General features: G+C 54.2%; 14 protein-coding genes. 8 read left to right on the top strand and 6 right to left on the bottom strand.

The window, feature by feature from the left end; translation table 11 throughout:
- Positions 1-42: 42 nt before the first annotated feature.
- From BLT01_RS04285 to BLT01_RS04275, 3 genes are all read left to right on the top strand, one after another.
- Positions 43-1464, top strand: a complete 1422-nt coding sequence (locus tag BLT01_RS04285; RefSeq protein ID WP_092094942.1) for a glycosyltransferase family 2 protein — start codon at positions 43-45, stop codon at positions 1462-1464.
- Positions 1461-4643: a hypothetical protein gene (locus BLT01_RS04280; RefSeq protein ID WP_092094940.1), complete on the top strand. Its 3183-nt coding sequence runs from the start codon at positions 1461-1463 to the stop codon at positions 4641-4643. Before BLT01_RS04285 ends, BLT01_RS04280 begins: the two co-directional genes overlap by 4 nt.
- 277 nt (positions 4644-4920) lie before the next feature.
- Complete coding sequence (locus tag BLT01_RS04275; protein ID WP_092094938.1) at positions 4921-5631, top strand: sigma-70 family RNA polymerase sigma factor; 711 nt, start codon at positions 4921-4923, stop codon at positions 5629-5631.
- Between the two features lie 36 nt (positions 5632-5667).
- On the opposite strand, the gene BLT01_RS15175 is transcribed toward BLT01_RS04275, so the two are convergent.
- A complete protein-coding gene (locus tag BLT01_RS15175; protein ID WP_176765036.1) occupies positions 5668-5829 on the bottom strand; it encodes a hypothetical protein in 162 nt (53 codons plus the stop codon).
- 128 nt (positions 5830-5957) lie between these two features.
- Here BLT01_RS15175 and BLT01_RS04270 point away from each other — a divergent pair, with 128 nt between their 5' ends.
- Entirely contained in the window at positions 5958-7316 is a 1359-nt protein-coding gene (locus tag BLT01_RS04270) for an SEC-C metal-binding domain-containing protein (RefSeq protein ID WP_176765035.1), read from the top strand.
- Between the two features lie 290 nt (positions 7317-7606).
- Here the strand turns inward: BLT01_RS04270 and BLT01_RS04265 are convergent, their stop codons facing one another.
- Together BLT01_RS04265 and BLT01_RS04260 are read right to left on the bottom strand one after the other, a co-directional pair.
- Positions 7607-8623: a thermonuclease family protein gene (locus BLT01_RS04265; protein WP_092094934.1), complete on the bottom strand. Its 1017-nt coding sequence runs from the start codon at positions 8621-8623 to the stop codon at positions 7607-7609.
- 162 nt (positions 8624-8785) lie between these two features.
- Complete coding sequence (locus BLT01_RS04260) at positions 8786-9343, bottom strand: biotin transporter BioY (RefSeq protein ID WP_092094932.1); 558 nt, start codon at positions 9341-9343, stop codon at positions 8786-8788.
- Between the two features lie 157 nt (positions 9344-9500).
- Between BLT01_RS04260 and BLT01_RS04255 the strand changes: the two genes are divergently transcribed.
- On the top strand, positions 9501-10085 hold the full coding sequence (locus tag BLT01_RS04255) for a hypothetical protein (protein ID WP_092094930.1): 585 nt from the start codon (positions 9501-9503) through the stop codon (positions 10083-10085).
- A gap of 42 nt (positions 10086-10127) precedes the next feature.
- Here the strand turns inward: BLT01_RS04255 and BLT01_RS04250 are convergent, their stop codons facing one another.
- Together BLT01_RS04250 and BLT01_RS04245 are read right to left on the bottom strand one after the other, a co-directional pair.
- Positions 10128-10568, bottom strand: a complete 441-nt coding sequence (locus BLT01_RS04250) for an NUDIX hydrolase (protein ID WP_092094928.1) — start codon at positions 10566-10568, stop codon at positions 10128-10130.
- Between the two features lies 1 nt (position 10569).
- Complete coding sequence (locus tag BLT01_RS04245) at positions 10570-11481, bottom strand: ketopantoate reductase family protein (protein ID WP_092094926.1); 912 nt, start codon at positions 11479-11481, stop codon at positions 10570-10572.
- Between the two features lie 236 nt (positions 11482-11717).
- On the opposite strand from BLT01_RS04245, the gene BLT01_RS04240 reads away from it, so the two are divergent.
- Genes BLT01_RS04240 through BLT01_RS04230 form a run of 3 tightly spaced genes read left to right on the top strand, consistent with a single transcriptional unit; the run spans position 11718 to position 13690 of the window.
- Positions 11718-13019, top strand: coding sequence for a Zn-dependent hydrolase (locus BLT01_RS04240; protein ID WP_092095007.1), 1302 nt, complete (start codon positions 11718-11720; stop codon positions 13017-13019).
- On the top strand, positions 13009-13464 hold the full coding sequence (locus BLT01_RS04235; RefSeq protein WP_092094924.1) for a GNAT family N-acetyltransferase: 456 nt from the start codon (positions 13009-13011) through the stop codon (positions 13462-13464). The genes BLT01_RS04240 and BLT01_RS04235 overlap by 11 nt, the downstream gene beginning before the upstream one ends.
- A gap of 16 nt (positions 13465-13480) precedes the next feature.
- Entirely contained in the window at positions 13481-13690 is a 210-nt protein-coding gene (locus BLT01_RS04230; RefSeq protein WP_092094922.1) for a hypothetical protein, read from the top strand.
- 419 nt (positions 13691-14109) lie between these two features.
- Here the strand turns inward: BLT01_RS04230 and BLT01_RS04225 are convergent, their stop codons facing one another.
- The gene (locus BLT01_RS04225; protein WP_092094920.1) at positions 14110-14988 is read right to left on the bottom strand and encodes an Abi family protein; all 879 of its coding nucleotides are present in this window, start codon (positions 14986-14988) and stop codon (positions 14110-14112) included.
- Positions 14989-15143 lie beyond the last annotated feature (155 nt).

The raw sequence follows: 15143 nt of genomic DNA, 5'->3' as shown, positions 1-15143 counted from the left end.
AACTCTATGAAAACAAACAGCCGGTGAAGAGGAGAGGACAGGATGGATCTTGCAATTGAGTGGGTAATGAAGTTTTTCGGAGGGGTCATTTTTATCTACATGGCCGTCGTCATCCTTGCATACAGCGGGATGTTCCTGTTCGCTTTCCTGGATCTGAAGCGCCAGCGCCGCCTTGACCGCCGCGAACTGGATGACCAATTTATCGACGCCTTCTTTTCCAAGCCGGTTTCAATCCTGGTACCGGCCTACAACGAAGAGGCCGGCGTGGTCGGGAGCATTCACTCGCTCCTTAATCTGAATTATCCCCAGACTGAACTGCTCGTCATCGATGACGGTTCCACCGACCAAACGGCTGAAGTGGTTATCCGGCAGTTTGACATGGTGCCGGCCGAAAAACCGGCTGAATCACGCCTGGAAACAAAGCGCGTACTGGACGTATACCGTTCGCGGATCCACCCGAATCTTTGGCTGATCAAAAAGGAAAACGGGGGAAAGGGAGATGCGCTCAATGTGGGGATCAACTTTGCGCGCTATCCGTATTTCTGCACGATTGACGGGGATTCGATCCTGGACGGGAATTCGCTTCTGCGCGTCATGAAGCCGATCATGACTTCGGGCGGCAAAGTCGTCGCCGCAGGCGGAAATGTCCGGATTGTCAACGGGATGGCGGTTGACCATGGCGTCGTGTCGGACATCCGGCTGTCCGGACGGCCGCTCGTCGTGATGCAGGTCGTGGAATATCTGAGAGCCTTCCTCATGGGCCGGATTGCCCTCAGCAAGCTGAATATGGTGCTGATTATCTCGGGCGCGTTCAGCGTATTTTCGAAGAAATTTGCCTTTGAAGCCGGCGGCTACAACACTGAGACGATCGGTGAAGACATGGAAATGGTCGTGAAAATCCAGCGGCTGATCAAAGACAAAAAGATGGATGCAAGGGTGGAATTTGTCCCCGATCCCGTTTGCTGGACAGAAGCGCCCCAGTCACTTGCCGTTTTGCGGAGACAGCGGAGGCGCTGGCACCAGGGCCTGCTTGAAAGCCTTTGGCGGCACAGGGGGATGACACTGAATCCGAAGTACGGCACGGTCGGGCTGTTGTCGTTTCCTTACTTCTGGCTGGTCGAATGCATCGGGCCTCTGATTGAGCTGGGCGGCTATGTGTATGTGATCGCTGCATTTTTCATGGGCGGCATTTATTATGAGTACGCCGTGCTGCTCTTGCTGCTGTTCATCCTGTATGGCACGGTGTTCTCGATCGGGTCGGTCCTGCTGGAGTCATGGAGTATGAACGTCTTCCCGAAAAGGCGGGATATACTGCGGATGATGGCACTGTCACTCACGGAAGTTGTCTGGTACAAGCCGCTGACTTTGTTTTGGCGGGTGGAAGGGCTGGTCCGCTCCATGTTCCGCATCCGCTCCTGGGGGGATATGGAACGGGTCGGCGCAACAAAGGGGATGTCTGAATGAAGAGATTTTATCTGATTGTCGCTTTGGCATTGGTTGTACTGGTCTTGCCGGTCATCCTATGGCTGGCAAAAGACAGCCGGACGCTTTCGGTCACCGTGATCGATAAGACGGTGCCCGATGAAACACACCGGGAGCATCTCGGCCTTGTTTGGGCGCTGAACCACATGAAGGTCGTCCGGCCGGATGGCAAGAAATATGAAGCGGCCCGGGATTATACGGGCTTTGTTCCGGACGAGGAGCGCCAAACTTATAAGCTCCGGCCTCCTGCGGCGGATTACAGTGGGACGGATGTTCTTTACATCGCGGATACATATGGCGTCTACGAGGAGGATCTCCCGTGGGCGGAATCGGAACGGAAGGGGGGCCGTTCGGAGAAAGTGCACGGCGGCCTTTCCGGCGAAGAATGGGATGCCGTGGAACAGCGGATGCAATCCGGTGATCCGCTGCTTCTGATTTCCGAATATAATACATTCGCCTCGCCGACCGGAGAAAAAGTGAGGAACCGGGTCATGTCCCGGTTGGGCGTTGACTGGGCTGGATGGACAGGCCGGTATTTCGAGGAATTGGATTTCCGGAAAAGCGAAGAAATCCCGTCATGGCTGGCAGAGCAGTACGGGGAGAAGTGGACATACGAAGGTCCGGGCTTTTTGCTGGTCAATGATCTGACCGGGGAGGTCGTCGCGTTGGAGCGCGACCGGCACCTGACGGGGGAAGGCATCCGCCTTTCTTTCACAAAAGAGGGGAAAGAACGGTTTGGGATGGACAGCAGCCCGCGTTATGACTATTGGTTTGATATTGTGACACCTGCCGACGGCGGACGGGCGCTTGCGGAATATGATTGGGGACTGACCGAGGAGGGACGGCGGCTGCTCGGAGAATCTGGCATCCCGGCCGAGTTTGCTGCCGTCGTCTCGAAAAAGTCCGGTGCGTCTGAAAGCATCTATTTTGCCGGTGACTATAATGATGTGCCGTCGGTGCCGCGGATTTACCAGATGCAGGGACTTCCCCAAGTATACCGGGTGCTGAATGCTTTCTCCGACCAGTCATTTTATTGGTCTGCCTACGTGCCGATGATCGGTGAATTGCTGGATGGCTTCGGGAAAAAGGAGGCGGAAGCCGTGCTCGGCGCGAAAGCGGAAGGGGACGACGGGGTGTATTCGAGAATTGCCGAAGACCGGCTGGAGGTGTTCGCGGACGGGGAGTGGAAGCCGCTTACAGTCAAGGGCGTAAATGTCGGCATGGGCAAGCCGGGACACTTCCCCGGCGAGGCGGCCATCTCCGAGGAAGAATACGCACGCTGGTTCGAGAAAATCGGGGAGATGAATGCCAACACGATCCGGGTTTATACACTCCACCCGCCGGGCTTTTACCGGGCGCTAAAAGCGTATAATGAGTCGCATGACAAGCCGCTTTATGTCATGCACGGTGTATGGATCAATGAAGAAAAGCTGGAAGAGTCCCTGGACGCCTTTGAAGAGGAAAATCTCAAAGACTTCCGTGAGGAGATGCAGCGGATCGTGGATGTCGTCCACGGGGATGCGGATCTGCCGGAGCGGCCGGGCCATGCATCGGGCTATTACGATGCCGACATTTCACAATGGGTGAGCGCCTGGATGGTCGGGATCGAATGGTACCCGTATACGGTTCAGGGAACGAACGAGAAACATGCCGGCATCGGCGATTTTGACGGAGATTACTACCGGACAAAAGGGGCGCAGCCGTTTGAATATTGGCTTGCGGAACAGATGGAATGGCTGACGGCCTATGAACATGGGAAATACGGGGCGCTCCGCGCGATGAGCTTCACGAACTGGGTGACGACCGATCTGCTGGACCATCCGGCCGAATCCGCCGAGCAGGAAGACCTCGTTTCGGTCGATCCGAATCTGATTGCCCCGAAGGGCGACATGGAACAGGCCGGAATGTTCGCGTCTTACCATGTGTATCCGTATTATCCGGATTTCCTGAACTACGAGCGCCGCTACCTGGAGTTCCGTGACCACCGCGGAGAGCCGAACAATTACGCCGCTTATCTGAAAGAGTTGAAGGAAGCCCACCGGATGCCGATTCTGATTGCCGAGTTCGGCATACCCGCTTCCCGCGGGAAAACCCATGAGAACCCGTTCGGCTGGAACCAGGGCTTCATGTCGGAACAGGAGCAGGGAGAAGTGCTGAAACGGTTGTATGAAGACATCCTGCACGAGGGGATGCTTGGCGGCCTCGTCTTTACCTGGCAGGATGAATGGTTCAAGCGGACATGGAACACGCTGGATTATGATAATCCGGACAGACGGCCGTTCTGGTCAAATGCGCAGACGAATGAACAGCAGTTCGGCCTCCTGAGCTTCGACCGGCTCAAAGTGAAGGTGGACGGGGAGGTGACCGACTGGACCGGAAAACCGATTTATGAGAAAAAGGCCGGACCGATCCGTGCGGTCTATGTGGATCATGATGAACGCTATCTCTATGTCCGCTTGGATATGGAACCGGGCGCGGACGGGTATCCGGTCGTCCTTCTGGATACGGTGCCCGATCAGGGGAACACGACGATCGGAGGAATCAAGGGCGCGGCCCTTTCGGACGGACTGGAGTTTATCGCGAGCCTGAATGGCGAAGAATCAAGGCTCCTGATCGATCCGTATTATGATTTTCATCATTTCCTGTACGGGAAAAAGCTCGGCCTGATCCAAGACGTCGAGCGGGTGAATGACAGCGGACGGTTTATCCCGATCGAGTACGCACTCAACAAGGCATATGAGGTGGCCAACGAAAATCGCACCATCCCGTTCACGGCATATGAAACCGGCAAACTGCGGGAAGGGAACGGCAACCCCGAATCGCCGGACTACGATTCCCTTGCTGACTATCATGCCGGGGAAGGCGTGGTTGAGCTGAGGCTGCCGTGGCTGCTTCTGCAGGCAAAGGATCCGAGCATGAAGGAGTTTATGGGAAATCTCGCGGAAGACGGTGAATCGGCCAGTGTCATCATCGACCGGATCGGCCTCGGGGTTCTGATGGTCGGGGAGGATGGCCGGGTTGCCGATTCCCTGCCGGAAGCTGATGGAGGAAAAATCGGTCCGCTCAAGGGATACACCTGGGATAATTGGGATGTGCCTGAGTGGGAGGAGCGGCTCAAGCAGTCGTATGGAATCATGAAAAAAGCGTTTGAAGAAGATTGAAGACAGGCTGCAGACCAAGGAGTATTTGACTCCTTGGTCTGCAGTTTTTCTTTCGCTAAAAAATCCTGCTGCCCGTTGCGTGTTGCAGGTGACAGAGCCATTGATCCTCGGAAGCGGAACTTTCACTATAAAAATACCGAATAATCTGAACTCGTGGTATATTAGGTGTGGTGAAGGTCGATAGTCCTGTTTTATTTGTTTGACTTTCTCTTCGTTTCCTATTTATCCAGGTCATAAGACACATTGATAAAAATAAGCGACCAGAGGAGGAAAACACATGGGCAGTGAAGTAAGGCCGGTTTCTTCAAAAAGGGTGTGGGGACCAAGAGGACTGCCGGGAAGGATGGGCGGGACCAAGTTGAACTCTGCTGAAGTGGGCGCAGAATCCGCTGTTTTCGGTACTGGGCAGAATGTTTCTTTGCTTCAGAGGAATCGGGTGATTGAAGAAAATCTTCATCTCGTGAATTATGTGGTGGTCAGGTTCAGGCATACGAAAGTCCCTGTGGATGAACTGATCAATATCGGGGCAATTGGTCTGATCAAGGCGGTCGATTCTTTTAATCCGGACAGGAATGTGAAACTGTCCACTTACGCTGCCCGATGCATTAAAAATGAAATCCTCATGCATCTGCGTAAAGCCGGCAACATTCGTTTTGAATTTTCATTGGAACAGCCGATAGGCCCGGACTCGGAAGGAAATGCCAGGGTGTTGGCGGATACGGTAGGCACGGAATTTAACGCAGCCGAAAACCTCGAGCGGGAATATGAGCGTGTTCAAGTTGCTGAGGCTGTGTCCGGATTAGGGGAGTGGGAGAGGCTGATCGTTGAATCCAGATTTGCAATCGGGGGGCGGAAGCGACTCACCCAACAGGAACTTTCTGAGAAGCTGGGTTTATCACAATCTTATATTTCCCGGATGGAGAAACGAATTGCAAAAGAATTAAGGAGTACTTTGCAGCATCTTGAAGGGGATCACCCTTTTTCGTAGCAGTTTGTTCGGGACGGAAGCCACACAGATGCACAATCACTTTTCATCGTCTTCATCTTCGCTCTTTCTGAACGTGATCGAGAAGATGATCGCAATTCCGACGCCGACGGCAAAGCTGTCCATGGTAGTGCCGATCAATAGGCCGAGCAAGGCGCCAAGAAGGACGGCATCTGCGCCGATTTTTTTGAGTTGATCCATTGAGCCTCACCTTCCTTACATGGTTTAGTCCATTTTCTCATAGATACGGCGAAGTGGGAATGGTTGAAGGCGCCCGGCCCATCCGCGTTATAATGGGAGAAATGAATTGGACGAAAGGGGTGCGGGGGATGGACAAGCAGAAAGTAGTCAATTATATAGCAGCGACAACCAATTTTTATGGTGTCGTGCCTTACGAGAAACTGGCCGAGATTTATACGGAGCAGACGGGCCACCAGGTAAGCGCGGAAGAAGTGCGGATGCTGGCGCGGGAGTCCGAAGAAGAGCTTGACCGGATGTTCGTCTGGACGGGGCCTGAATTCCTGGCGCACAATGCGATCATCCAGAAAGGCGAAGCGGAGATTTATCTAGAGGCGACAAAAGGAAAGGCGTTTTATGTGCCGCAGGCGGAGGAACTGCTCCGGTACTCGGACGGCAAGTACGTCGAAATGACGCCGCAGGCAAAGGCGCTGGAGACGTTCGCCGGCAAGCGGCCTGAATACGATGACGAGGAAATCAGGAAGCTGATGGGATGGGTCCGGTCTGCCGCAAATCAAGCGGAAGGCGACGCGTTCCAGAACCTGATTCATCATCTGCAAGTCGGGGGTTATCCCGGGAAAATGGACCCGGACGATTTTGAAGACCTGATGCGCTACGCCGCCCATATGTTCAATCACGTCCGAAGCTGGGCGCTCCGAGGCCATACGCCGTATGAGATGGGTGAGGAGATCCTTCTTGGCATGCCGCGCCCGGAGCTGGATGAAGGTGTACAGGAGAAAGTCGACTACATCCTGGCGCTGACCCACTTGTGGGGAATCGCACCGGTCACGAAAGTGCGGGAAGTGTTTAACCAGCAAAACGGAACGGCGCTTGCGGACTCCGACTTTGCCGCAGTGCTGAAAGATCCTTCGGCAGCAGAGTGGCTCGACCGGGGATTTGTTCATGTAAAGGGAGACCGGTTTATCCACGAAGACTTGCTGGACCCGGAACAATATGAGTACTACTCCAAGCAGGCAAACGGCAAGCCGTATTATGTGCCCGGCAAGGAAGAGCTCCTGCGGTATGCAGACGCCGATCATTACGAGGACACGGCAGAGCTTGCCGCATTCCGGAAGTTTGCGGAGCGCAAGCTGTTCCGCGGTGAAGAGGCACGCGCCATCAATTGGGTCGACTACGCTCAGTATCTCGCCGCCTCCAACACGCCTCCGGCACAGGCGATGGGCCTCTTGCTGGACGACGAAGGCATCGTGTTCGATGACGACAGGCAGGCGAACGAACTGATCGGCCTGTTCTTCGACATGGTGAACGCGACCCGGATGTGGGAAAACCGCGGACACACACCGAATGAGCTCAGGGAAAGCGGGCCGCTGAAGGTGCTTTCTGGCGGAGCGGCAACGGGAGGCGGACAGCCTGTTTCCGAGAAGGTCGGACGGAACGACCCGTGCCTGTGCGGAAGCGGGAAGAAGTATAAGAAGTGTTGCGGGAAGTGAGCGATGTGGGAGTGGTGAGAGAGTGTGGGCCGACGGTGGCGGTTCGGCGATACTCGGGAGTGGTTGCGTAACACCCAAGTGCCGAATCGTAACATTCCGGGCGGGTATCGTGACATTCAGAGCCGGTTGCGTAACACACAAGCACCGAATCGTCATACTTACGGAGAACCACCGTTCCCGCCTGGCCGATCTGATTTCTTCATTCGAGGTTCCAATCTCGTTCCTGGGATCTGCCCATTTAATATCAAATCCCCCTGCAGGCTTTTGGGCCTGCAGGGGGATTTCTCATTTTATCGTTCACACGCGTAATTATCTTTGTCCCGGTCCATCTTCGCTTGGTAGGCAGGATGGCCTGCAGGGACGCCGTCCGGATATTTCTTCCTCAGCTCGGTACAGTTTTGGAACCATTCCGAAGTCGTGCCGCTTTTGGCGTTCGGGTCGCCGTCGTAGTTCGAATTGCCGGAAGTCCCGCCTCCGCCGGACACTCCGCCTGATCCCGTACTTCCTGTTGAAGCGGGTGTGCTGGAGGACGCACTTTGCTGTTCGGCCGCACTCGCTTCGAACCCGGAATCGGTGGCGTAGTCTTCAATGGACCAGATGCCGATTTTCTTTTTCTTGGCTTCCGCTTCGGCTTCTTCGAACGGGGTAAGGTGGCGGGTGTTCGGCGGGTAGACATAGCCGACGCGGGCGAGGCCTTCTCGCAGCAGGGTTTCCTGGACACTCTTGCCGTCTACATAGACGTAGGCAAGCAGCCGGCCGTATTTGTCGGTCCGGTCGCCGATGTCAAATTCGATCGAGAGTTCGCCGCTGTTCACGAGTTCACGGTTCCTCTCCTTTGCCTGATCGCCGAACGGCTGCTTGCCGAGGCGGGGGTGGTTCGTTTCCGGTGTGTCGATCAGGAGATAGCGGACATTTTCTTCCTGCCCGTTGTAGCGGACCTTGATGGTGTCGCCGTCGATCGTCTTGACGAGTTCAACCGGGATATGGTCGGTCGTGCCGCCGGTTTCGGTCGGTTTCTTGGCAGGTTTGGTTTCTTCGGCGGCCGGTTGTGCCGCCGGCTTTTCTTTAGGCTTCTCTTCCGGTTTGCTTTCCGTCTTTTCCTCGGCAGGTTTTTCCTCGGCCGGCTTCTTCGCAGTGGTTTCTTCAGCTTTCTTTTCAGGCTCGGACGATTCTTCTGTTTGGACCTGCTCCGCCCCTTCTTCCACAGCATCCTCTTCTGCGGCCGTTCCACAACCGGTGAGGAAGAGGATGAGGGCGATGAGGAAAATGGCCGGAGCGGCTTTGAGCTTTTTCATGCGTAAATCCATAGGTGTGTTCCTTCTTTCATGGTAAATATTCCAAAGTTATTTATAGACTAAACCTGGTAAAAAGTAAAGTGGAAAAATAGTTTCTGCCGGTTACGTTTATCTCGTCGGTCAAGTGGAATGCACGTAATAAGGGAGCCGCAGATTCTCTGCGACTCCCTAAAATTAAACACCAGGCACTGCAATTCTTGCCGAGGCCAAGCGGTTGCGGACGGCGATGCCGATCCAGGCGGCGAGGCCGGCTTTGATGAAACCGACCGGGATGAATGGGATGAAGCCTCCCGCGAATGCGGCTGGCCAAGTCAGCCCCGCAGCATATTTTAGCCAGGCCGTACCGATGAAGAGCGTCACAAACATGCCGACGATGTTCGCAACGAGTGCCTGTTTAACAGTGAAACTTGTCTTTTCAAGGTAATAGCCCATGATGAACGCGGCCGGTATAAATCCGAAAAGGAAGCCTCCGGTCGGGCCGAACAAGCTCCCGAGACCGCTTCCCATTTCGGCATAGACCGGCACCCCGATGGCGCCGAGGCAAAGATAAATGATGACAGAAAGCGTACCGTACTTGGACCCGAGAATCGTGGCGGCAAGGCCGATGGCGAGCGTCTGGCCCGTGATCGGCACGAGTGGCAACGGCACAACGACTTGTGCAAGAATGCCAATGATCGCCGCGAACAGTGCGGAGACGATCATCATAGATAGTTTTGAACGTGATTGGATCATATATGATTTCCCCTTCCCCTACTTAGTTAACCTTTTTATTGAATGCGGTTAACTAAATATAGTCTAACGGTTGACGTTAATTCCGTAAAGGCTGTTTTCGGAAGCGTCTATCTGGCGAATCGGATCGGTTAGGAAACTTTAAAAGGAGGTCTTTGTGTTGATACAACCATACAAAAAACTCGTTCTCTCCGTTGCGGCCACTGGCACCATCTTCGGAATGGGGACAGGCCTTGCTGCATCCGCAGCCGACGTGCATGCTGGCACGAATACTCCTCACCAAGCAATAGCCCCCGTTCCGGCTGCTGATGAAATAGTGATGAGCGAAGAAGAATCGGTCATGCCGGCGTCGTTCTACTCGGACTTGCAACAGGGCAAGGTACCGGGGGCAGTGGTGCAAATCGGTTCCGACCTGTCCGGCCTTACGGCAAAAGCCGGGGACCCTGAAGCCGAATACGACTTTGAAGGCGGCATCCGGCATGTCTATGGAAATTACGAGTATGGGGTTCCTTACATGGCGCCTGAATCGGACGGGGAACCGGTGACGACCGTGACCTACCATTTTAAAGAAAAGCCGACAGTCGAGGAAGTCCTTCGCCACATCGAATCCGCAGAAAAGGTGGAAGACGGGATGGACTTTAATTATCTCTGGTATATCGCAGAGGATTACGAGGTGTTCTTTGAATATCAGGCCGGCTCCGACAAAATTGACAATGTCACGGTAAAAGGGAATTTCGATTATTGATCAGAAAGACGCGCTCCGGAGAGGGGCGCGTCTTTTTTGGCGTCATGTATTAAATTCAACATAAAACGGCTGCTCCTCCGGATTAAGACACTTCTCAATCCGTTCGCGGAAGTTGTTGTTGGTGACCATGCCGAGCGCGTCCGGCAGCGGGAAAAAGCCGACTTCGAGCGCTTCCTCGCAAGGGGTGGGCGTCCCGCCTACCGGTTTGCCGGTGAAGAGGGTGTTGCAGATGCCGCGGGAGACGTTCTGGTAAATGCCGCAGAAGCCGGTGATTTCGATCCGGATGCCGGACTCCTCAAGCGTTTCCCGGATGGCGGCGTCCCGGATGGATTCGCCTTCCTCGACTTGGCCGCCTGGCATTTCCCAGCCGCGTCGCGGGCCGCGGATCAGGAGCAGTTCGTTTTGGTCGTTCACGACGATTGCTGCGGCAGAGACGATGTGCTTTGGGGGTGCCCAGGATGGGGGCGGTTCCGGTTTGGTCATGTCACATTTTCTCCAGGATCCGGATGACTTTCAGCAGTTGTTCGTTTTCCGGAACGGGGACGCCGTATTTTCCCCCGAGTTCGACCATCTTGCCGGCCAGGTATTCGACTTCGGTCTTGCGGCCGTGCTCGATGTCCTGCAGCATGCTTGTCTTGCCTTCCGGCGAGAGGCTGTCCAGGACAGGACGGAAGCGGGCGATGTCGCGGTCGTTCAGGCCGACGCCTGCCGGCCGGGAAACTTGGACGACTTCATTCATGACTTCTTCCATCCAGCTTCTTGCGCTGTGGATCGTCTGGAAAATGCCGTAAGGGGCGCGAAGCACCGAGGAGGTCTGGTTAACCCCGACGTTGATCATGAACTTCCACCACATCTCACGCCAGATGTCGTCAGGAATGTCGTAAGGGACGTCCGCATCGCGGAAGAGCTGTTCGACAGCGGCTTCCGCTTCCGGGTATTCTCCGGCACGCGTGCCGAATGTGATTTGCCCGAGCTTGGAGTAGCGGATGTCACGGCCGTCCCGCTGCGCGTCGATGCCGACGCACATGGCGTAAAGGACCGGATTGTCCGGGAACGCGGCTTTCAGTTCTTCTTCGCTGGAGATGCCGTTCAGAAGCGGGAGAAGAATTGTCTCCGGTCCGACAAACGGGCGGACGCAGTCGATCGCTTCATCCAGCTGGTCGTTTTTCACGCCGAATACAATCAGGCCGGCAGACTCCGCCGGGCTGGTCAGCGGCTTATAGCGGAACCGGGAATCACGCCCGTTGACGCGGATGCCGAGTTCTTTATATCGGGTGATCCGGCCTTCATCGGCCAGGATGAAGAAATCATGTTTCAGATGCTTCTGCAGTCGTTCGGCATAGGCAGCCCCGATGGCGCCGAGCCCAATCAGGGCGGCAGTCCGGATGGTTGTCATGGTGTCGTCCCCTTTCTTTCTGTTAGTGAAAAGTTTATCATAGAAACGGAGTTAATAAACTGTAAATTCGTTTTTATCCGTCATTTCAGGTGCCGGAAATGGTGAGTGTGATGAAAAGGGACCTGAGTGCTAAGAAAGGGCAGCTGAGTGTTATGAAAGACCGGCTGAGTGTTAAGGAACATGCCTTGAGTTTGAAGATTAGGCGCCGGAAGCGGAAACCGAAAGGGGATCTCAGGATGGAGCAATCAGTAAAAGGGCGCTTGCTTGACGGGTATGACCGGACGCATGACCGGAACGGGGTAAGCGGGGAGCGGCTGGCGGAGCGGCTGGCGACGCTTGCGTCGGTCGGAAAGACGGAGGACGGCGGTGTCGACCGCCCCGGCTTTTCGGAGGAAGAAAAGCGGGCGAAGCAACAGGTGGTGGAATGGATGCGTGGTGCCGGGATGGATGTCCGGATGGACGGTGCCGGCAATGTGATCGGCCGGCTGAACGGTGAGGCGGGTGGCCCCGCATTTGTCACGGGGTCCCATCTCGACTCGGTGCCGAACGGCGGGAATTTTGACGGGCCGCTTGGGGTGCTGTCGTCGCTTGAGATGGTCGAGGCGTGGAGAGAGACGGGCTATGTGCCGCCGGTGCCGGTGGAAGTGGTGGTGTTTTCCGAGGAAGAGGGTTCCCGGTTCGGGGCCGGTGTCATGGGCAGCCGGGCGATGACGGGCAAGATCGGTGACGGCGAACTGGATGGTCTGATGGATTTTGCTGGACGGACGTTCCGCGAAGTGATCGGGACGTATGGCAGTACTCCGGAAGAATTTCTGGCAGCCGCGCGCCGGCCGGACGAGATCGGGTTTTATACGGAGCTCCACATCGAGCAGGGGAAACTGCTGGAACAGGCAGACCTTCCGGCAGGCATCGTAAAGGGCATTGCGGGGCTCGCCGGTCTTCACATCGTTTTCCGGGGAGAGGCGGGCCATGCCGGCAACACCCCGATGATCGGCCGCCGAGACCCGATCGTGGCGGCGGGCCGATTTGTGCATGACGTAAGCACGCTTCCCTCCGAGATCGGCGACACTGCGGTTGCGACCGTCGGCAAGCTGACTGTCTCCCCGAACGGCTCGAACGTCATCCCGGGACAGGTGGAATTGACCGTCGACATCCGGGACCTCGATAAAGAAAAGCGGGACGCGCTCGTCCTGAAGGTCCGCGAGACGGCGGAACGCTGCGCGGAGGAACAGGACGCTGAAATCGCCATCAGCCAATTGTCGTCGGTCGACCCGGCCCCGGTAAGTGACGAGATCCGTGATGAACTCCGCGACGTGTTCATGGAGGAAGGAATCGAACCGATGGAACTGATGAGCGGGGCAGGGCACGACGCCATGAACTTTGCCCCGATGGCGATGATTTTCGTCCGCAGCCAAGGCGGCATCAGCCACAATCCGGCAGAATGGACGGACTTGAACGATTGCGTGATGGGCGTGCATCTCCTAAAGCGGTTCGCGGAACGGCGGATGGAAAAGATGGCGCGGGCGAATGAGGATTGAGGAAATAACCGGTCTTCGCGAAGCTTATCTGCCTTTGCTGATGCTGGCGGACGAGGGGGAGGAGGTCGTCCGGAAGTACCTCGATGACGGCCAATTATTCGCGGCGGCATCGGGAGACGAGGTCCTCGGAGTGGCGCTGTATGTACCGGTTGACGAGGAAACGGTAGAGTTGAAAAATATCGCGCTGGACGGAGCTTCCCGCGGAAAGGGAATTGGCCGTGCCTTGATTGAGGATGGCATATTCCGGTACACAGCGTTGGGCTTCAGGCGGATGATTGTCGGCACGGCCAATTCCAGCATCGGCAACCTGGCTTTCTACCAGAAATGCGGATTCCGCATGAGCCACATCCGAAGGGATTTCTTTTTGTCCTATCCCGAACCGATTTGGGAAAACGGGATCCGCGCGATCGACATGGTGATGTTTGAGAGGGGGTTGGGTGACTGACCCGAGGAGGCTTGTGATGAAACGGTTTTTGTTGATTTTTATTGGAATGGCCGCTGCGCTTCTTTTAGCCGAATGGACCCAGGGCTTGGTGCTGACGGCCGTCTACATACCAGGAAGCGGCACGGTTGAATGGGTCATGTGGGTCCGGCTCGGAATCTCCGCGCTGTGCGTGACGGGCGTTTATCTCCTGGTTAACAGATTGGATCGGAAAAGGGGAAGGGCATGAGGAATGTGATACCGGGACCATTCAGGGAACAGGTGTGGAGCGGGGCCTATAGCGGTCCGACATTGGTAAAGATGCATTGCTTTACGGGATTGCAGCGTTCATCGAGCCTACGAATCGGCTGACAGCGATGGAACCGAGGGAGTTTGACTAATTATGAGAGAGCAGCCCGGCGAATGTGCCGGGCTGTTTTTGTGAGTGCTTCCAAATCGTGGCCAAGTGCTTCGAAACTGTCCGCGAGTGCTTCGAAACGGGGCTTTGGTGGTGTGGTTCAGACAAATGTGCTGACAGCGATAGAGTTGGGGAGTCGTTTGAACGAATCACAAAAACAGCCCTGCGAATACGCCAGGCTGTTACAGTGCGTTCTTCCAAAGCAAGATTATGCGGTTTTTAAAAATGCGGGAGAACGAACGTAGAAGCATTTACGGCTTATGAATGATTTCAAGAACGCTTCTCCAATCGTTTGGAAAACCAATCTCTTTTAATTCGATCCACTCAATATAATTTTCGATTAGTGCAAATATCTCTATAATAAAATTTTCGCGATCTGTTTGTGGCAGCAAAAAGCATAAAGCAGCAATGCTGGAAAATAACTTCTGCGGATCTACAGTGTTTGGGATATTATTTAATTGTTTCGAAGGGATCCTTAAATTCTTCCCGTATAATCTGCTGTAATGTGCACATATATTTCTTAAATACGATAAAGAATGCAACCAGTTAATGAGATAAAATGGTTTCGTATTATGTTTTTTAGCAATGGCGAGTTGATCTTTTCGGAGTAAGTTTGAATAGAGCATAGAAAGGTTGGAGAATGTTAAGACTTCAACAGAAACCCATATCGGAAATTTTCTATGATAGTTTTCGATATGGTGAGCGATAAATAGTTCATCTGTACTCCGCTTGGAAATATTATCATCCAACTTTTCCAGGAATTCTTTATGCTTAGGAGCAGAATAAAAGTAATCCTGATTTCTATATCCCAATGGACCATAGGTGTGGGCTAAATGATAGGCAATTGTTGTTCTTAAGTTAATTTCAATCTGCTCCAAATATCTCATTAATGTGTTTCGGAGTCGTTGATCAAATTCATAAATCTCTACAATATGATCAAATCGTGTTCCTTCGCGATAGTTTTCTCCTTCTTTAAAACTGAGAGCATATGCAGTCAAACGATAGTAATTCAACTGAGCAAGTTTTCTGATTGCTTTTTCTTCATCAGCTACAATCATATTGCGGGATTTTAAGATTGCAACTTGTTCGGAATAGGTTTTAGGCGGTTTTGGAAAAGAAGGAACAGTCATAGCGACGTCTCCATTCGTAGATATAAAAATGACCCACCTTGGTCCGCATTGTTAAGAGGCGTGGTGGGTGCGATTATTATTAATATATGCCATAGCTACTGAAATGTCTACATCCCAGCTTAAATTTCATTCACATTCGTTATGCTCCGAGTCCC

It is taken from the genome of Bhargavaea beijingensis, assembly GCF_900101985.1.
In the GTDB taxonomy this organism is placed as follows: domain Bacteria; phylum Bacillota; class Bacilli; order Bacillales_A; family Planococcaceae; genus Bhargavaea; species Bhargavaea beijingensis.
Note: the sequence above shows the minus strand (reverse complement) of the source record. Positions and strands in the feature narration are given on the sequence as shown.